The sequence below is a fragment of the Dorea sp. AF24-7LB genome (assembly GCF_003478575.1).
Lineage (GTDB): Bacteria > Bacillota > Clostridia > Lachnospirales > Lachnospiraceae > Dorea_D > Dorea_D hominis.
This window is the reverse complement of the sequence record NZ_QUFR01000003.1, coordinates 61,368-78,900: the sequence shown is the minus strand read 5'-3', so window position 1 is coordinate 78,900 and position 17,533 is coordinate 61,368. Positions and strand designations below refer to the sequence as shown.

Genomic DNA, 17,533 nt, shown 5'->3' with positions numbered 1-17,533 from the left:
ACTCATTTTCAGGAAAGCAGGTGATGCATTTGATTGAAGTAACCGTCCGCAAGGATGAAATAAAGATATCCGGTCATGCGAATTATGCAGCATACGGGCAGGATATAATCTGCGCCGGAGTTACAGCTTTGGCACGAACACTGATCAAGTCCATCAAGGACTTAACCGAAGATAAAATGGAATATGAAATATCACCTGGATGGGTTGATATAAAATACGGGAATCTGTCAGAGAAAGCAAAAACTCTGGTGGATTCCTTTTTCATTGGGATCTGCATGATTGCCAATGAGTTTCCGGATTATGTCCGGATCGCGCAACTAATGTGACCGGAATGTCGTTAAACTACAACTATTCGATATGCAACGGTCTGGGCGACAAAGAATGGAACGGGGCGAAGAAAGGACGAATTATGAAACATATGAACAATGTGTATGCCGGTTGGAGAATTCCAATGGCGAACCTGCAGGTGTTTGCGGAAGGTGATGGAGACGATGGCGGAGCCGGAGACGGAAACGGTGATGGAGCCGGAACTGGAAGCAATGGTGCAGATGGAACAGTAACATTTGATGACTTTTTAAAAGGGGAAGGTAATCAGGCAGAGTTTGACCGGAGAGTCCAGAAGGCAGTCAACACCGCAGTGACCAATGCGCAGGCAAAGTGGAAGGCATTGACGGACGATAAGCTTTCAGAAGCTGAGAAGCTGGCACAGATGACCAAAGAAGAGAAAGCAGAATATAAGGCGAGCAAACTTGAAAAAGAACTGGAAGAGCTGAAACGTCAGAATGCCAGATCGGACATGGCGAAAACAGCGCGTAAAATGCTGGCAGATGAAGAAATCAATATTCCGGATGAGCTTCTGGTAAATCTTGTTGCGGAAGATGCAGATGGCACAAAGAAAGCGGTTGAAGCATTTTCCAAGATGTATAAAGGTGCAGTACAGGCTGCCGTAAAAGAGGCTTTAAAGGGAAATTCGCCAAAGGCCGGAACCGGAGGAAAAGGAACGATGACAAAGGAACAGATATTAGCGGTCAAGAATCCGACAGAGAGACAGAGGCTGATCGCTGAGAATCTGGAATTATTTCAGTAAGGAGAGTGTGAAATATGCATGATATTAGAAAATTAGGATTACAGGTGTTTGCAGCGCCGGATGGCATGACGGGAGAAGCACAGGTTCAGGTGAGGGCAAGAGAGATTGATTTTGTTACTTCTTTTGGTAAGAATCTGCAGGCATTACTGGATGTTATGGGCATTACCAGAATGATCAGAAAAGAAAACGGATCTGCGTTAAAAACGAAGACCGTAAAAGGCGAATTGAAATCCGGAGACGTAGGAGAGGGAGAAGAAATCCCGATGTCTCAGTACAAAGTAGAGGAAACTGTGTTCGATACAATCAAGATCGAGAAGTACAGAAAAGGCGTGTCCTTAGAGGCAATCGCAGAAAAGGGATACGAGGCGGCTGTACAGGATACAGACGAAGAGTTTAAATCTGATCTGCAGAATGTAGTTACAAGCAAATTTTACACTCAGTTAAAGGCGGGATCCTTAACCGGACATGAAACAGCTTGGCAGATGGCTGTTGCTATGGCTATCGGTAAAGTAGTAGCGAAGTTTCAGGAGATGAAAAGAACAGCTACAGGTGTTGCTGTATGGGTAAATACGCTGGATGTGTATAAATACCTTGGAGCTGCTGACATCACTCTGCAGACAGCGTTTGGATTTAAGTATATGACAGATTTCCTTGGAGCAGACGTTGTGTTTATTACATCCGAGATTCCGCAGAATGTTGTAGTTGCGACACCGCTCAACAACCTTGCTGCATACTATGTTGATCCGGGAGATTCAGAGTTCGCAAGAGCCGGCCTTGCATTTACAACGGATGCGGAGACAGGCTTTATCGGATTCCATACAGAGGGCACTTACGGACGTATGATTTCTGATAACTTTGCAATCATGGGCTTACGTCTTTTCTGTGAATATCTGGATGCAATTGCTTATATTTCAGTCGGTAGCTCTGATACACAGACATTAGGAACGCTGGATGTAACATCAGAAGCCGGTTCAGGAGCAGGACTGACAAAGCTGTCTGTGAAAGAACAGTTGATGTCTCCGAGAAATAGCTGGAAATATAAGGATGCGGCATCTGCTACAAATGTAACTTGCGGAATGGATGTGAAGAACTGGACTAAATGGGATGGCAAATCTGAGATCGCGTCAACTGCCTCTCATCACATCACTCTGGTTGAATGTGATCAAAATTACAAGGCAGTCCGTTCCGGGGATGCAGTTGTGAACGTAGGCGAGTAAAGATTGGAGGGACAGGCTATGCTGGATAATCTGAAAGCATTGCTCGGTCTGCCGGAAGAAGATGTAAGCCAGGACAAAAAGCTGCAGTTGATTTTAGATGCAGCAAAGAGCCGGCTGAAACTTTTGCTTGGCGGGATCGAACCTCCTGAAGAACTGAATTATATCATTCTGGATGTCGCAATCATACGATTCAACCGGATTGGATCAGAAGGGCTTTCTTCTCATACCGTAGAGGGAGAAAGCCTTTCCTGGTCTGATAATGATTTTGCCGGATATATGGATGATATTCGTTCATATCTGGACAGCCAGAAAGAGATAACGAAAGGCAAGGTGAGGTTTCTGTGAGATATGATACACCTATTTATATGCAGACAATCAGATCCGGAGATTACAATCCGGATACCGGCGATTATGAAGACGGACACGTTGATGAGGTTGAACAGATTGCATCTGTGATGGATACCGGAGCTGAGACAATGCAGTTAGTGTACGGTGGACTGAAACAGGGAAGCCTGACAGTCCACCTGCAGAATCATTACCATGATCCGTTTGACAGGATACGGATTGGAAAGAAGATTTATACAGTTGACATGAGCAGAAGACTGCGGACGAAGCAGTCTTTTGTCGTATCGGAGGTATTGTAGTGGCAGGAGTAAGGATAGACGGCTTTGACAAGCTGGAGGCAAAGCTTAAACGGAATATGAATCTTGGAGCAGTGCGAACAGTCGTAAGAAAGAACGGCGCAGATCTGCAGACCAAAGCACAAGAGAATGCGCCAGTGGGAACTCCACAAAGTACCGGAATACCGGGATACGTGGGAGGAACATTGAAGCGAAGCGTTGAACTGGATATTACAGACGGAGGTCTGACTGCGGAAGTAGAGCCTACGGCAGATTACGCAGCTTACGTTGAATACGGCACACGATTCATGGAAGCACAGCCTTATCTGAAGCCCGCTTACGATGAGCAGAAGAAGAAATTTGTCAAAGATTTAAATGAACTGGTGAGGTGAGAGAATGGATCCGCAGCAGGAAATATTCAGCGCACTGCTGATTGCGCTGAAAGAAAAATATAAAAATACGGAGATTGGTGTGTATGACACGTTTCTCCCGCCGGAAGGTACGGCATATCCATTCGTGTACATCGGCTCAACAATGCAGTCTGATCAGGACACTAAGGGCGCGATCATCGGGAAGGTGAGTCAGACGGTCCATGTTTGGCACGACAATCCAAGGAAGCGCGGTACGGTCTCTCAGATCATGCTGAGTATAAAAGAGTTGTGCCGGAGCTTAGAACACACACGGAACTTTAGCTGGTCAGTAAAGCTTGCTGAACAGAGGATCCTTCCGGACACCACTACGAAACAGGCACTCTTGCACGGTGTGCTGGAGTTTGAATTTAGTTTTTCATGAAAGGATGATGAAAATGAGAAGGAAAGAAATGCAGGGATTGCAGGTATTTTCAGAAAGTAACACAGAGGCGGTACAGGGTAAAAAAATCATTTACTTATACCGTCTGTTAAAAGAAGCGGCAACAGAGAGTGCGAAAGGAATCGCATTTACGACAGAAAACGGACGTACCAAGTCCAAGGATGCAGATACAACTGCCACAAAAGATGGAACGATCCGTACACCGGGCGCACTGGAAGTTGAAATCACTGCGACCAGTATTCTGGCAAAAGGGGATACAACCATTGATAAGCTGGAAGAGGCGCTGGACAACGATGAACTTCTGGAGATCTGGGAAGTGAATTTGCTTGAAAAAGGAACATCTTCAGATGCAGAAAAATTCAAAGCAAAATATTTCCAGGGGTATCTTACAGAACTGGAATATACATCCAATGCAGAAGACAATGTAGAAGTTTCACTTACATTCGGATGTAACGGAAAAGGCGAAGCTGGTTATGCGACAGTTACGAAGGAACAGCAGGAGCTTGCAAATTATGTATTTGCAGATACCCAGAAGACAGGTCCGTAATATATACGAGTAATATGCATGAGTAAGATAATATACATGAGGATACACATTGCGGTATCCTCATTTTTCGCGAAAGGAGTAAGACAATGGAAGAATTAGTAATCAATGGGCAGACATATGAGTTTAAGTTTGGTATTGGCTTTTTAAGAGATATGAATAAAATGATCGCAGTTCCGGTGAAAGAAGTTCCGGGCATGAAAAAGGACGTTGGATTCAATTATTATGCGGCAGAGATGCTCGGTGGTGACGTGGAAGCACTTGTAATGATTTTGAACACAGCGAACAAGGGGCAGAATCCGCGAATCACACCGGCGGCTCTGGAAGCTTATGTGGAAGATCCGGATACAGATATCGATGAACTGTTTGACAAGGTGAAGGATTTTTTATTAGGAGCCAATGTTACGAAGAAAGCAACGAAATTCCTTGTGGAACAGGTGGAGAAGGAACTGGCGGAAGCCGAGATGTAGAATTAGAAGATTTTGGAGAAAAGTATAAGGAGATCGCATTAAACTGCTTTCGCTATCTGGGCATGAAAAGCTTTGAGGAAGTAAATAAACTGACAATTCCCGAATACAACCTGTTAATGAAATCCGTTGAACTAAGAAGAGTGGATGAAGAGTACCGGCTGCATTTACAGGCATTTCTTAACTTCAAAGCGAAGGCGAAGAGGAAAGCCGGAAAAGACAAACTGCGACCGGTATATGCGAACTTTAAGAAGTTCTTCGATTATGAAAAAGAAGTGAACCGTGTTCTCGGAAAAAATAAGACGGACAGTCGTTTTGTTGGAATCGGTAAGCTTCTGAAAAAACAATAGGAGGTGCAATATGGCTGAAAGTTATTCAGTAAAGGCGATATTGTCTGCGAGCGACCGTGGATTTTCGTCTGCGTTCAAGAGTGCGCAAAGCAGTGCGGAACGTTTGAAAAGTACATTGACGTCCGGTCTGGGATTTGGAATCATGACCGGGATCGGTCAGAAAGCATTCTCTGCAATAACGAGTGGAATATCCGGAGTGACAGGGGAGTTAAATGAATCATCTGCGGCATGGAAGACATTTAACGGAAATATGCAGATGATCGGAAAAGGAACAAAATCCATCACGAAGACAAGAGATGAATTACAGGATTTTGCTACAAAGACAATCTATTCCGCTTCGGATATGGCAACGACCTACAGCCAGCTTGCTGCCGTTGGAACAAAGAACTGTACGAAACTGGTAAAAGGATTCGGAGGATTAGCTGCAGCTTCTGAAAATCCGACACAGGCAATGAAGACATTAAGCCAGCAGGCAACACAGGCGGCTGCAAAGCCAACGATCCAGTGGATGGACTTTAAATTGATGCTGGAACAGACACCGGCAGGTATTGCGGCTGTTGCTAAAGGCATGGGGAAAACGACATCACAGCTTGTACAGGATGTGCAGGATGGAAAAGTTAAGACAGAAGATTTCTTTAATGCGATAGCAAAGGTCGGAACAAATAAGTCCTTTACTAAACTTGCCACGTCGTACAAGACAGCAGGGCAGGCTATGGACGGTTTGAAGGAAACGCTTGGTGTAAAGCTGATGCCGACTTTTAATAAGGCATCGGATGTTGCGATTTCCGGTATTGAAAAAGTAATTGGACGTTTGGATAAAGTAGATCCGGACGGGCTGGCAAAGAAAGTAGAATCTGCGGTATCGGTTGTATCTCCGTACTGGAAAGCATTTTCAGATGCAACTTCCAAAGCCGGAAAAGCAATTATAAATGCCGTGGCGGCTGTTGGAAAGTCTTTCGGTGGACTGGCACAGAAGAAGAGCAGTCTGGATACGTTTACAAGTGTGGTAAGTGGCATATCAGATGCGATTGCGCATTTTGCACAGATTGTAGCGGATCACTCAGATGAAATAGCGTCTGCAGCGCCAAAGGTTTTAAAACTTCTTTTGGCGATAAAGGGCTATAAGATCATCCAGTCGATTATACCGGGAATCACCACATTTGCGGGTACGCTTTTGAAGTTAGGTGGAAAAGGCATTGCGGCGTTAGCTGGCAAGCTGTTTGGTGTTGCGGCAGGAGAGAAAGCTGTAGGAACGGCAAGCAAGGAGTCTTTCGGAAGCCTTATTCAGTCTGCTACGGCATTCCTGAAAATGGGAGCCGGAATCGCATTGATTGCAGCCGGATTTGCGTTGCTTACGCTTTCTGCGATTAATCTTGCAAAAGCCGGTCCTTTGGCGGCAGGCGTTATGCTTGGCATGGTCGTTGCAATCGGCGGGCTGCTGGTCGTTGCGAAAGAAGTTGCACCGGCTTTAACTGCCGGGGCAGCAGGCTTCATAGCTTTTGGCGCAGCAGTTGTCCTGGCGGGTGCAGGGATGTTATTACTTACAACAGCAGCAACGAATCTGGCATCTGCCGGACCGGTGGCAATTGGTGTGATGGTCGGCATGGTGGCAGCGGTTGCCTTGCTTGCAGCAGGAGCAGCGGTTCTGGCGCCGGCACTTACCGTTGGAGCAGTTGGTTTTATCGCCTTTGGAGCAGCGATTGTTCTGGCGGCAACAGGTGCATTGATAGCAGGAGCAGCGCTTAAGATTGTTGTCGGTGTCCTGCCGGCAGTTGTCCAGTATGGAGCGGCAGGAGCGATATCCATCGCAGCACTTGGTGCGGCTATGCTTGTATTTGGCGCGGGCGCAGCGGTTGCCGGAGCGGGATGCATTGTGCTTGGAGCAGGGCTTGTAGTAGTCGGAGCCGGTGCGACAGTTGCCGGAGCAGGACTTTTGGTACTCGGCACAGCGGTTCTTGTAGCAAGTGCAGGATTTACCGTGATTGGCAATACGATTACTAAAGTCGTGGATGCGATCAGCGGTGGTCTTACCAGTGTGCTGAATGGAATTGCCAAAGTGATCAATTCGGTTGGAACATCTGCAAAAAATGCTGGTCAGGGATTTAAGAGTGTGGCAAGTGGGATTAAGACGATCTCAGGGTTGTCAATCGGATCCATAGCGAAATCTCTCGGAGCAGTGTCGATCGGACTCGGAAAAATATCCAAAAAAGGAGCAGGCGTAGGACAGGCGGCAAGCGGGTTGAAAACGCTGGCGTCAGCATCTGTATCTGTAAATGCAAGTTTCGGGACGATGGGAGCAGTGGCGGCAAGTTCTCTGTCCGCTGTAAGTAAGTCCATGAGCAAGGTAGCATCTACCGCGAAATCCGCAGGTAAAAATGCGGGAAGTGGTTATGCATCTGCACTACGCAGTGGTCTTAGCAAAGCTGCATCCGCAGCATCGAAGGCAGCTACAAGTGTAAATACGAGATTGCGGTCCGGGCGCTCCGGTGCATACAGTGCCGGTTCATATGTTAGTCAGGGCTTCGCAAGTGGAATGAGTTCCTGCCTTGGGCAGATCGAAGCGGCGGCATCCAGAATGGTTTCGGCTGCGGACACAGCTATCCGGGCAAAAGCGAAGATCCACAGCCCTTCCAAACTCACGAAGAAGCATGGTGGATACATGAGTTTGGGATTTGGAAACGGAATTCTGAGCAAGATCAGTGAGGCGACAAAAGCGGCTAAGAAACTCGTGAGCGAGACAATGAAAGTATTTAAAACTGCGAAGAACAAAGGAAATTATGAGTCGCTTGGTGAAAAACTCAGTGATAAGTTCAAATCGCAGATGGAGAAGAAACGGGACAGTGCACTTAAGTCGGTCAAGAATATGATCAATGCGTATGTGAAGCCACTGAAAAAGCAGAATAAGAAGGCTTCCAGCAAGTATACGAAAGCCGGACGCTATCTGAACAGTGCATTTTCAAAATCATATAAAGCTGAAGTGAAGAAGCTGATCAAGGCAGCAGATTCCACATTTGATAAGCTCGGGAAGAAGTATCAGAAGAAATACGATGCAATTATCGATGCCAGAAAGTTCTTTATGGAGAACCTTGGAAATATCAGCAGTCTCTACACGGCGGATGATTATGGGAATATCGCATTGAAAGATTTTAATGCCGGCACAAAACAGATCAACGCTTATGCAAAGAATCTGGAAAAGCTGAAAAAGATTTTACCGGATGGACTGATGGAAGAAATTCTCGGACTCAGCACGGCAGAAGGTCTGGCTTACACGAATAATCTGCTTAAGATGTCTACGAAAGACCTGAAAGCTTATGGTGCAAGCTATACAAAGTTCCAGAACGCTGCAAAGAAAACAGCAACGAATTACTATGCACCGAAATTAAGTAGTCTTAAGAAGGATTTCTCTGCACAGGTGACGAAAGAAGCGAAGGCACTGAAAAAACGTATGACCACGATTGGCGCAAATGCGATGAGTGGATTTGTATCAGGAATGTCATCCAAGAAAAAGAGTCTGAGTAAGGAAAGCCGGATACTGGCAAATGAAGTGATAAAAGCATTCCGGAAGAAGCTTAAGATTCACAGTCCGTCAAGGGTGTTCGCTTCTCTGGCAACTTATACGGCAAAAGGATACATAAACCAGTTGGAGTCCATGCGGCATAAGATTGCCGATGTAGCGCAAAGCATCGTGACGATTCCGGATGTTGCATCTCCGAAGCTTGCAGGTGATTACACTGGCGATCTATCAACAGAGTATGAATATTACAGCAATGCGAAGTATACGATTGTTGTTCCGGTAGAAGTAGATGGACGTGAGGTGGCGAGAACGACTGCGCCGTATATGCAGAGCGAACTGGATTCGAGACAGAGCCGCGAGAACAGACGGCGTGGAAGGAAATAAGGAGGCAGTATGTATAGTTTTGTAGATACGACAGATTCTCAGGTGGGGCGCGATGTCCCATCTGAAGCTTTGATGATAAATGGAACATTGATCGAGGATGAAATCCCGGAGTATCGGACACTGCATGTCTCCGGACGGGAATTGTTAGAAACGGAAGTTACTACGCTGGACAGCACTGTGAATGACGGAACAAGATATCAGAGCAAAAGATATCCGGAAAGAACGATTACTGTAACGTTTCAATTGATTGCCGGAAATAATGCACGGTTTCGTGCGGCATTTAATGAACTGAATGCACTTCTGAATGTAGAAGAAGCACAATTAATCTTCATGGATGAACCCGACAAGTATTATATCGGAACAATGGAATCGGTGGATGATATCGATCCGGGGAAGAATGCCGTGACAGGTTCATTCAGTTTTAAATGTTCTGATCCATTTAAGTATTCCGTGAAAGAATACGAGGTAGAACCGACAGGTAATGCATTTGTGTTTGAATACGGCGGCACATATCGTGCATTTCCAAAGTTTGAAGTTGATTTTTACGATGATGAAAGCGGCGAAGAGAACGACAATGGAAGATGCGGTTATGTAGCTTTCTTCGATGATGAAGAACACATATTACAATTTGGCAATCCAGAGGAATTGTCGGAAGAGCAGATCGAGGTCGTTGAGCAGGAAACCAATACTTATCAGGTTCCTACAACGAAGGTGATGGTTAATCATTCATTCAAGAAATCATCCGCATGGAATACATTAAAGACGAAATATAAAAATAACAGTGGAGTGCTGTATGGAACAGTGACACAAAATGGAACGATGGGAGAGAAACATTCGCAGAATTCTACGAGTGAGGGAACGTATTATCTTACAGCATCAAGTTATGGATCGGGTTCCGGATGGCACGGTGCTGTAACGACATATTCTCTTTCGGAATCTGCTACAGATTTCCAGATGCAGTACGCACAGAAGATGTGCGTGGATAGTACGAGTGTAGGAAAGAGGCAGAAAGGGCGTTTTCAGATGATATTATCGGATGCGTCCGGGAAAATTGTAGCGGGCGTTGACATTTACAAGTCCGGTGACGGAACGAAAGGAAAGTACCGGATGATCGTGGATGGCAAGATCCGGAAAGAAGCAGAGATAGATCTGTCATTGCACAACAAGAGATTTGGAGAAAACCGGGCAGAGAATAAGAAGAAAAAAATAACAGCCATTAAGACTGCGAAGTCATCCTGCATTACAAAGAAAGGTTCAAGAATTTCATTTGACCTCGGCGGGATAAAAGCAAGCTTTACAGTAAAGAGCGTAGCAACGAAATCCGTAAGCAAGATCACGACCGGGTTCTTCCAGAAGCGTACGGCGGCAGCCATGAAATACAATGGCATGTATGAAATGAAGCTGGTAAAGAACTATAAGAAGACGGTGACGGAAACTATAGATAAGATCGTACTGGAATGGCATGATGTACAGAATAAATTCAATGCAAACGATGTCCTTTCGATTGACTGCGCAAGTGCATCCGTAAAGCTGAATGAACTGGACAGGCAGGATCTTGGTGCGCTCGGCAATAGCTGGGAAGAATTTTACCTGATGCCTGGAGTGAACCAGATCGGGTTTAGCTGGTCAGAGTGGGTAGAAGAGGCATATGCGCCGACATTTAAATTGAAATACAGGGAGGTCTTTTTATGATCGTGTATTTTGCTGACCGTCATATGAACATATTAGGGAATGCAAGCACAACGCTCCCGGAAGGCTTGCTGATTGTTGACGACGAAAAAACAGAAGAGATAGAAGCGGGCGTATCGGTTCTGGAACTGCATATTGCATACGATGCGCTTACGAGAAAAGAAGTGGAAAGATGTGCTGCAGTAGGAAATTATTTACTGTACCAGAGTGGTGATGAAAAATCTTTTTATACGATCATTGAAACGGAAGCAGATACAAAAAGCAGAGAAGTTATGATTTATGCGGAAGATGCGGGGCTGGATCTGCTGAATGAAATAGCACTTCCGTACACTGCGGATAAGGCATATGAGATCGAGCATTATGTGAATAAATTCGTAGAAGACAGCGGTTTTGAGATCGGACTTAACGAGGTATCAGGAGCAAAAAAACTTGCCTGGAATAACGAACAGACCGTGACGGAGCGGATATTAGATGTTGCCGGAGAGTTTGATGCGGAAATCGCCTTTTCTTTTGATGTAGAAGGAATGGCTGTAAAGCATAAGTATATTGATATTTACCAGAAGCGGGGGCAGGATGCAGGAGTACAGCTTCATCTGGACCGTGATATCGACAGGATGGTAATGAAGAAATCAATTGCGAATCTTGCCACGGCATTGCTGCCATACGGCTCCACGCCGGAAGACAGTGATATTGCGATCAATCTGAGGGATTATAAATATGATGACGGAGATTTTTACATTGATGGGAATCTTCTGAAATCCAGAACGGCATGGCAGAAGTGGAGCCGTTTTTTCGCAGACGGGCAGGGCGAAGGAGATATTGTAAAAACGTTTAATTTTGATACGGTAAGCCAGGAGCTTTTATGCAAGAAAGCGATAGAAGAGCTGAAGAAGATCCGAGAACCGGAAGTGAACTATGAGATTGATGTACTTGAACTGCCAAAGGGTACAAAAATTGGAGATACTGTAAATATTGTGGATGAATCCGGTGAAGTTTATTTTTCGGCAAGGATATTAAAAACAGAGATTTCAGAAACGGGCAGAAGCGTTAGCGTTACTATTGGAGATTATCTGATCAAAGATAACGGAATCTCGCAGCAGGTGCAGGATCTGGCAGGAAACTTTAAAAATCTGGCAGCCAATCGAACACTGTATACATGGACTGCTTACGCAGATGATGAATATGGTTCCGGCATTTCCTTGGACCCTTCTGGAAAATCATATCTCGGAACACGCGCGAATCAGACTGTGAGAGATCCGGATATTTCCAATCCAGAACTGTATAAATGGGTGAGAGTAAAAGGGGAAGAAGGAGAAGCGGCAGTATTGCTTCACATAGAATCCTCGAGGGGCAGTGTATTTAAGAATAATGCAGTGTCAACGGTATTGTCGGTTGTTATATATCACGGAAAGGAGCGGATAGAAGATGCAGAGACTCTGAGAAAGACATTTGGAAGCGGTGCATATATCCAGTGGAAATGGCAGCGCTTAGAGGAAGAGACTTATGGAATTATCTCTTCCGGTGATCCAAGAATCAGAAACGATGGATTTTCATTTGCATTATCACCAGATGATGTAGATGTAAAGGTAACTTTTTTATGTGAATTAATTGTTTAAAAACGAGGAGGATAATATTATGGCAATTAAAGCTGCAGATCAAATGACAATTTTAGATGTTACGGATGCGTATTCGGTAATGCTGACTTCGGAAGCATACACATTTATCGGAAATACCAGCGGTGCGACTCCCGGGCAGACGTGTTCTACAGAAGCAGTTGCATTCTGTGGAACAAATCAGTGCGCTTCACTGACGGTAGTGGCAGCAGAGATTACATGCCCGACCGGAATTAGTGCCACAGTAGAAAACAGTGGTACATCCAGAGTTAAAATTACATTTAAAACAACAGCAACGATCAGTGCTGCCTGTGAGGCAACGATCCCGGTTCATGTAGACGGTATTACGGTAAATAAGAAGTTTTCGTTTGCAGTTGCGAAGACAGGTGCAACAGGCGCAGCCGGAAGAGGCATTAAGGGTGAGCCGGTGGCAGAATATGTAGGATCTGCTTCTAATACAACAGTTCCGACAAGTGGATGGTCCACAACTATTCCACCGGTAACGCAGGGGCAGTATTTATGGACAAGAGTTACAACTACCTATACAGACAATACAACTTCTGTAAGCTATAGTGTAGCAAAGCAGGGCTCTACAGGTGCAACCGGAACAACAGGTTCCCAATGGTATTCAGGTACGGGCATTACAGGAACATCAACGACTGCGACAATTTTCTCTGGATCAGGTGTAGCAAATGCCCGTGTTAATGATATGTATCTCAATACATCTACTGGTAATACCTATAAGTGTACAGTTGCAGGTGCCGCGTCTGCTGCTAAATGGGTTTATGCCGGAAACATTAAAGGTATTCAGGGTGACAAAGGAAATACTGGAGCTACAGGCAATGGTGTTTCAAAAGCAGAAATTAGTTATGCTTCATCTTCATCTAATACATCTGCACCGACCAGTGGATGGCAGTCCACACCACCATCGGTAGCGGCCGGAAACTATCTTTGGACGAAGACGGTATTTACTTATACAAATGGATCTACCTCTGATCCGCAGTATAGCGTGGCAAAACAGGGCTCCACAGGTGCGGCGGGAGCAGATGCGATCAGTTTGACAATCACTTCATCTAATGGAACAGTATTTAAAAACAATTCCGGTTCGACAGTGCTTACAGCCCATGTCTGGAAAGGCTCGGTAGAGCAGAGCATTACAGATGCAGGAGTTTGTGGATCACTTGGCTCAATCAAATGGTATAAAACGGGAAGCGACACAGCAATTGCAACAGCTAAAACACTGACAATATCGGCAGCAGATGTTGCAAATGCACAGGCATATACATGTCAGCTTGAAGATTAAGGAGTGAGAGGATGGCAATTTTAGCAAAGGCAGATATTACGATATCGAGGATTATAGACGTGAAAGCAGTTACAACATATTACTTATTGCAATCCTCAACTGCCGCCAAGCCAAACAAACCGACAGCAATCCCACCCGGTGGAAATTGGAAGACAACGGAACCCACATACGAGTCAGGATCAACAAGCACCCTATACACTGTAATTTTGACTATAATGTCCAATGATACATACAGCTATTCGGATGTATCGAAGTCCAGCAGCTACGAAGCAGCCAAGGAAGCCTGGAATAAGGCAAATCGGGCGCAGACGGCTGCTGACGCTGCGGCGAAAGTTGCAACGAATTATATACAGGGAACGGATGGTGGCTTGATTGTAGGAAATATGGAAGCGGATACATTAGGAGCAAATGTAAAGGTAGATTCTGATTCTATGGAAATTCGAAACGGAGATACGGTGCTGGCGAAGTATGCGGCAGATAAAGTGGAGCTGGGGAAGAATAGTAAAGATGCTGTGGTGGAAATGTGTGGTGGAACAACATCGATTGTATCTTCTATACAGGAAAAAGATGGAGAAAGCGTAACATTTTCAAAAATAAAGGGAGCAGATGGAGTTGAAATTGATGCAGCTTCACATCTGAATATGTCCGGACCTGTAGCAATAAATCTTGATTCTACTAATTATTACGAAAATGACAATGGAATGGATACATCAGCATCAATACTTTCCTTGATGAGCCCGGAGGTTAATGCGGAAAATGATGCAGTAACTTTTCTTGAGTATCTGACAGAATATTACGGCACATCAGGGACGGGAGTTGGTAAGCAGATACAAAACTATATAGGTGTATTGGATTCTGGAATTTTATTGAGATCGCAAATCAGTCATCAGGGAGTCATGAGTGAGAATGATAAGATTGCGCTATTATTAAATAATGCAGATGGGCGTTTGCATGTCTACTCGAATGACGTGACTATTATTTCGCATAATTCAACTGGTAATGCCATAGGTGTTGGAGTTGGAACCGGAGGAGTAAACCGAGGGCTCCATGATGAAGTAGCCAGAAAATGGCAGTTGTATTCAGATGAGACAGATCTGTACTTGGGACCGCCGACCAGAGATACCTTTAAACCATATTACACAAAAGGCGATAAAATTCCATGTGAGATCAGCACTGGTGGTTACGTTAGCGGTGGCGGTAAACAGGTTATATTTTCAGTCCCATTGTCCAAGCCGCTTGTAGGAGCATCGGCAGTAACGGCAACTACGAACAATGGTTTCCGAGGAAGACAGGGCGGTAAATATACGCACGGTTCATCTGCGAGTACGTTTGTAAAGCCAGCTTCGTATTCATGCTATGTCAGAGAGTCATGGATAGAAGTAAGGATGACGATCAACAGCACAACTAACGTCACCAATAATGATGCCATTGGCATTGCATGGTCAGGATATTTAACATTTTCATAGGAGAATTTTACATGAACACCCCAAGAGCAAGACCGTAACGGTCTTATTTTATTTGCATAATTTAAGGAAAGCAGGAATAGAAAGTGAAAGAAATCATCTTACAGACATATGGAATCGTTCTGCCGATCGTGCTTGGGTATATCGTCTGGCTTTTGAAGGAGCAGAAGAAGAGACAGCAGAAGGATGCAATAGAGCGAAATAAGCGTATCGCTGACGAGAATGAGAAACGGGATGCAAACAGTGCCGGTACGATGCTGCTTCTTCGGGTGCAGCTAATCGAGTACCACGACAGGTATATGAAGATCGGTTATATTCCATCCTATGCTTATGAGAACTTCTGCCAGATGTACGAAGCGTATCACAGGCTTGGCGGAAATGGCATGGTTGAAAAAATGCATGACGAGATCCAGGAATTACATTTGAAACGAAAAGGAGATTAGATTATGGGAAAAGCAATGAGCGCAGAGCTTCTTCTGCAGTATATCAGTTACCTGCTGACCGGAATCGGCGTATTGGCATTTCTGGTCAGTGTGATCGTGCAGGCAGTGAAAGAGATGCCGGTATTTAAGAAGATACAGACCAGTGTTGTAGCACTGGCGGTGTCACTGATCTTGACGCCGATCAGTGTGATCGTCTTGTGTAATTATTACCGGATTGTGATTGAATGGTATTATATTTTCGCAGCAATCGTGGCTGCTTTTATTGTATATCTGGTAAGTACAGGCGGATGGGAACGAGTCGCGGGGATTTGGAATCGGAGTAAATATAAGAAATAAGGATGCTTAGAAAGGAAGGTTATCATGGCAAAATACAACATACACGCAGGACACTGCCCGCAGGGCAAAGGTGCTTCCGGGGCAGTAGGGTATTTGAAGGAGTCCGTAGAGGATAGAAAAGTGAAAGGCGAAGTGATTCGGCTCCTGCGGGCAGCAGGACACACGGCATACGACTGCACCTGCGATAAGAAGACGGACCAGAACGATTGTCTTAGATATATCGTAGCAAAATGCAATGCGCACACAGTAGCGCGGGATGTCAGCATCCACTTAAATTCCGGTGGCGGTACCGGAGTGGAAGTTTTGGTTGTATCAAAAAATTCCAAAGCATACAAAGAAGCAACACGGATTTCGGCGAAGATTGCCAGAGCATTAGGTATCCGCGACCGTGGCGTGAAGATTCGTCCGGAGCTTTATGTTCTCCGGCACACGAACGCGCCGGCACTTCTGGTGGAGTGCTGCTTCGTTGACAATAAAACCGATTATCATGCATGGGATTATAAGAAATGCGCCAGAGCGATTGCGGAAGGTCTGATCGGAAAGAAGATAGAAGAGAAGCCGGCAGCGAAGAAAGCTGCGGATAAATCTTTCAAGGTAAAGACCAAACAGGCACTTAATATTTACAAGAGCCCCGGCAAAGATTACACTGGAAAGAAAGCACCGGAATCGGTCTATACGATCACGGAAACGAAGACCGTGGAAAAGATGCCGTATGGCAGATTAAAGTCCAGCGAGGGCTGGATTAAGATATCCAGTAAATACGCAGAAACGCTGTAAAAACGCATTATAATAAGGAAGAAAAATAAGCGAGAACGTTTTTGGGCGTGTTCTTCCGTACCGATATCCGTAAGGATACCGGTGACCTCGTTGTAAGGCATTGTGTATCGCTGGGAGAGATACCGCATGGATGCACCCAGTTCACCATCAGGACCACCGAACTGGGATATGATCACCTGAGCTATCTTTGGATTTGTCTGGGTGATTTTTACCGGATGTTGCAGACGCTTTTCATAATTCCACATAGATTAACAGCCTCCTTCCTGCCATGGCCATCTCTGTGTGCTCCACTGCCAGCGTTCACATGGAGTGGCAGTTGCAGTATCGATCGTGAGCGGCCCATAATTTCTGGAATATTCCTGAAGTGCGCGTGTGCGCTGCGTACGAAATTCCTCAAAATACTCTAATGCTTCTGCGTCATCAGGGTGTGTGTCGAGAAATAAAGTCACATCATTGACTGCAAAGCTGACGGCATTGATCCATTGTAAGAGTTCTTGACGGGATAATCTTTTATCATTATTCATCGAAGAACACCTCCTGTTCCAAGAAATGGTTTATCGAGTTCGGCAAAAATAGTACCTGCATGCAGCCCTTTCGGCGGATCGTACAGGCACTGGAATTTCTGGATGGGAACATATGCCATAGCAAGAACCTGCATGGAAATATTGGAAGTGTTATCGGAGCAGGCATGCTCATGACAGCCGGAGCCTGAAGGAACACCAAGGGAAACGTTCCGCATGGAGTTGCCGCAGCAATTAGAAGCTTGATAGCGATAATTAGGCATTTTTAGAAACCTTCCTTTTCAATTATTTGCATTATTATAATATGAAAGAAGTCAAAAAGAGGTGCAAAGACCGGAATTTTTAGTTGTTTTTAGAATCATATCTGAGTATAATGAATACGATTGGAGTGTAAA

General features: G+C 45.0%; 20 protein-coding genes and 1 pseudogene. 18 read left to right on the top strand and 3 right to left on the bottom strand.

Translation table 11 applies throughout. From position 1 onward, the window contains the following. Positions 1-23 precede the first annotated feature (23 nt). The 18 genes from DWY31_RS04330 to DWY31_RS04245 all read left to right on the top strand — a co-directional run bounded on the left by DWY31_RS04330 (position 24) and on the right by DWY31_RS04245 (position 16,617). Entirely contained in the window at positions 24-326 is a 303-nt protein-coding gene (locus tag DWY31_RS04330; protein ID WP_243060393.1) for a ribosomal-processing cysteine protease Prp, read from the top strand. Between the two features lie 5 nt (positions 327-331). Then, positions 332-1,087, top strand: a complete 756-nt coding sequence (locus DWY31_RS04325) for a DUF4355 domain-containing protein (protein ID WP_243060391.1) — start codon at positions 332-334, stop codon at positions 1,085-1,087. Between the two features lie 14 nt (positions 1,088-1,101). After that, positions 1,102-2,304, top strand: coding sequence for a hypothetical protein (locus DWY31_RS04320; protein ID WP_243060390.1), 1,203 nt, complete (start codon positions 1,102-1,104; stop codon positions 2,302-2,304). Between the two features lie 18 nt (positions 2,305-2,322). Beyond that, positions 2,323-2,649, top strand: a complete 327-nt coding sequence (locus DWY31_RS04315; protein WP_118287806.1) for a phage head-tail connector protein — start codon at positions 2,323-2,325, stop codon at positions 2,647-2,649. Continuing rightward, positions 2,646-2,948 (top strand): hypothetical protein, encoded by a 303-nt coding sequence (locus tag DWY31_RS04310; protein WP_118287807.1) that lies wholly within the window; start codon positions 2,646-2,648, stop codon positions 2,946-2,948. The genes DWY31_RS04315 and DWY31_RS04310 overlap by 4 nt, the downstream gene beginning before the upstream one ends. Then, positions 2,948-3,316 (top strand): HK97-gp10 family putative phage morphogenesis protein, encoded by a 369-nt coding sequence (locus DWY31_RS04305; protein WP_118287808.1) that lies wholly within the window; start codon positions 2,948-2,950, stop codon positions 3,314-3,316. The genes DWY31_RS04310 and DWY31_RS04305 overlap by 1 nt, the downstream gene beginning before the upstream one ends. 4 nt (positions 3,317-3,320) lie before the next feature. Then, the gene (locus DWY31_RS04300) at positions 3,321-3,716 is read left to right on the top strand and encodes a DUF3168 domain-containing protein (protein ID WP_118287809.1); all 396 of its coding nucleotides are present in this window, start codon (positions 3,321-3,323) and stop codon (positions 3,714-3,716) included. Between the two features lie 13 nt (positions 3,717-3,729). After that, positions 3,730-4,281: a phage major tail protein, TP901-1 family gene (locus DWY31_RS04295; protein WP_118287810.1), complete on the top strand. Its 552-nt coding sequence runs from the start codon at positions 3,730-3,732 to the stop codon at positions 4,279-4,281. 86 nt (positions 4,282-4,367) lie between these two features. Further along, complete coding sequence (locus DWY31_RS04290; protein ID WP_118519625.1) at positions 4,368-4,748, top strand: tail assembly chaperone; 381 nt, start codon at positions 4,368-4,370, stop codon at positions 4,746-4,748. A gap of 62 nt (positions 4,749-4,810) precedes the next feature. After that, positions 4,811-5,095 (top strand): hypothetical protein, encoded by a 285-nt coding sequence (locus DWY31_RS04285; protein WP_199671918.1) that lies wholly within the window; start codon positions 4,811-4,813, stop codon positions 5,093-5,095. A 10-nt stretch (positions 5,096-5,105) separates the two neighbouring features. Continuing rightward, entirely contained in the window at positions 5,106-8,993 is a 3,888-nt protein-coding gene (locus DWY31_RS04280) for a tape measure protein (protein ID WP_118519624.1), read from the top strand. Between the two features lie 9 nt (positions 8,994-9,002). Next, on the top strand, positions 9,003-10,685 hold the full coding sequence (locus tag DWY31_RS04275) for a distal tail protein Dit (RefSeq protein WP_118519623.1): 1,683 nt from the start codon (positions 9,003-9,005) through the stop codon (positions 10,683-10,685). Next, the gene (locus DWY31_RS04270) at positions 10,682-12,298 is read left to right on the top strand and encodes a phage tail spike protein (protein ID WP_118519622.1); all 1,617 of its coding nucleotides are present in this window, start codon (positions 10,682-10,684) and stop codon (positions 12,296-12,298) included. Before DWY31_RS04275 ends, DWY31_RS04270 begins: the two co-directional genes overlap by 4 nt. A gap of 19 nt (positions 12,299-12,317) precedes the next feature. Continuing rightward, a complete protein-coding gene (locus DWY31_RS14000) occupies positions 12,318-13,598 on the top strand; it encodes a hypothetical protein (RefSeq protein ID WP_199671917.1) in 1,281 nt (426 codons plus the stop codon). A gap of 11 nt (positions 13,599-13,609) precedes the next feature. Further along, positions 13,610-15,064, top strand: coding sequence for a hypothetical protein (locus DWY31_RS04260; RefSeq protein ID WP_118287814.1), 1,455 nt, complete (start codon positions 13,610-13,612; stop codon positions 15,062-15,064). An 83-nt stretch (positions 15,065-15,147) separates the two neighbouring features. Next, positions 15,148-15,504 carry a hypothetical protein gene (locus tag DWY31_RS04255; RefSeq protein WP_118519621.1) on the top strand — a complete coding sequence of 119 codons (357 nt, stop codon included), beginning with the start codon at positions 15,148-15,150 and terminating at the stop codon, positions 15,502-15,504. Between the two features lie 3 nt (positions 15,505-15,507). Continuing rightward, a complete protein-coding gene (locus tag DWY31_RS04250) occupies positions 15,508-15,840 on the top strand; it encodes a ribonuclease (protein WP_226976389.1) in 333 nt (110 codons plus the stop codon). A gap of 24 nt (positions 15,841-15,864) precedes the next feature. Beyond that, positions 15,865-16,617: an N-acetylmuramoyl-L-alanine amidase gene (locus DWY31_RS04245; RefSeq protein WP_118519620.1), complete on the top strand. Its 753-nt coding sequence runs from the start codon at positions 15,865-15,867 to the stop codon at positions 16,615-16,617. A gap of 44 nt (positions 16,618-16,661) precedes the next feature. Here the strand turns inward: DWY31_RS04245 and DWY31_RS14455 are convergent. From DWY31_RS14455 to DWY31_RS04230, 3 genes and pseudogenes are all read right to left on the bottom strand, one after another. Then, a pseudogene (locus tag DWY31_RS14455) lies at positions 16,662-16,862 on the bottom strand (manganese catalase family protein); the annotation flags it as partial. A gap of 3 nt (positions 16,863-16,865) precedes the next feature. After that, the gene (locus DWY31_RS04235) at positions 16,866-17,141 is read right to left on the bottom strand and encodes a spore coat protein CotJB (protein WP_118519619.1); all 276 of its coding nucleotides are present in this window, start codon (positions 17,139-17,141) and stop codon (positions 16,866-16,868) included. Next, complete coding sequence (locus tag DWY31_RS04230) at positions 17,138-17,401, bottom strand: spore coat associated protein CotJA (protein WP_021861581.1); 264 nt, start codon at positions 17,399-17,401, stop codon at positions 17,138-17,140. The genes DWY31_RS04235 and DWY31_RS04230 overlap by 4 nt, the downstream gene beginning before the upstream one ends. Positions 17,402-17,533 lie beyond the last annotated feature (132 nt).

Coding starts and splice junctions, on each gene's coding strand:
- DWY31_RS04330 (WP_243060393.1), top strand. CDS start 24: ATGCATTTGATTGAAGTAACCGTCCGCAAGGATGAAATAAAGATATCC.
- DWY31_RS04325 (WP_243060391.1), top strand. CDS start 332: ATGTCGTTAAACTACAACTATTCGATATGCAACGGTCTGGGCGACAAA.
- DWY31_RS04320 (WP_243060390.1), top strand. CDS start 1,102: ATGCATGATATTAGAAAATTAGGATTACAGGTGTTTGCAGCGCCGGAT.
- DWY31_RS04315 (WP_118287806.1), top strand. CDS start 2,323: ATGCTGGATAATCTGAAAGCATTGCTCGGTCTGCCGGAAGAAGATGTA.
- DWY31_RS04300 (WP_118287809.1), top strand. CDS start 3,321: ATGGATCCGCAGCAGGAAATATTCAGCGCACTGCTGATTGCGCTGAAA.
- DWY31_RS04295 (WP_118287810.1), top strand. CDS start 3,730: ATGAGAAGGAAAGAAATGCAGGGATTGCAGGTATTTTCAGAAAGTAAC.
- DWY31_RS04290 (WP_118519625.1), top strand. CDS start 4,368: ATGGAAGAATTAGTAATCAATGGGCAGACATATGAGTTTAAGTTTGGT.
- DWY31_RS04285 (WP_199671918.1), top strand. CDS start 4,811: ATGAAAAGCTTTGAGGAAGTAAATAAACTGACAATTCCCGAATACAAC.
- DWY31_RS04280 (WP_118519624.1), top strand. CDS start 5,106: ATGGCTGAAAGTTATTCAGTAAAGGCGATATTGTCTGCGAGCGACCGT.
- DWY31_RS04275 (WP_118519623.1), top strand. CDS start 9,003: ATGTATAGTTTTGTAGATACGACAGATTCTCAGGTGGGGCGCGATGTC.
- DWY31_RS04270 (WP_118519622.1), top strand. CDS start 10,682: ATGATCGTGTATTTTGCTGACCGTCATATGAACATATTAGGGAATGCA.
- DWY31_RS14000 (WP_199671917.1), top strand. CDS start 12,318: ATGGCAATTAAAGCTGCAGATCAAATGACAATTTTAGATGTTACGGAT.
- DWY31_RS04260 (WP_118287814.1), top strand. CDS start 13,610: ATGGCAATTTTAGCAAAGGCAGATATTACGATATCGAGGATTATAGAC.
- DWY31_RS04250 (WP_226976389.1), top strand. CDS start 15,508: ATGGGAAAAGCAATGAGCGCAGAGCTTCTTCTGCAGTATATCAGTTAC.
- DWY31_RS04245 (WP_118519620.1), top strand. CDS start 15,865: ATGGCAAAATACAACATACACGCAGGACACTGCCCGCAGGGCAAAGGT.
- DWY31_RS04235 (WP_118519619.1), bottom strand. CDS start 17,141: ATGAATAATGATAAAAGATTATCCCGTCAAGAACTCTTACAATGGATC.
- DWY31_RS04230 (WP_021861581.1), bottom strand. CDS start 17,401: ATGCCTAATTATCGCTATCAAGCTTCTAATTGCTGCGGCAACTCCATG.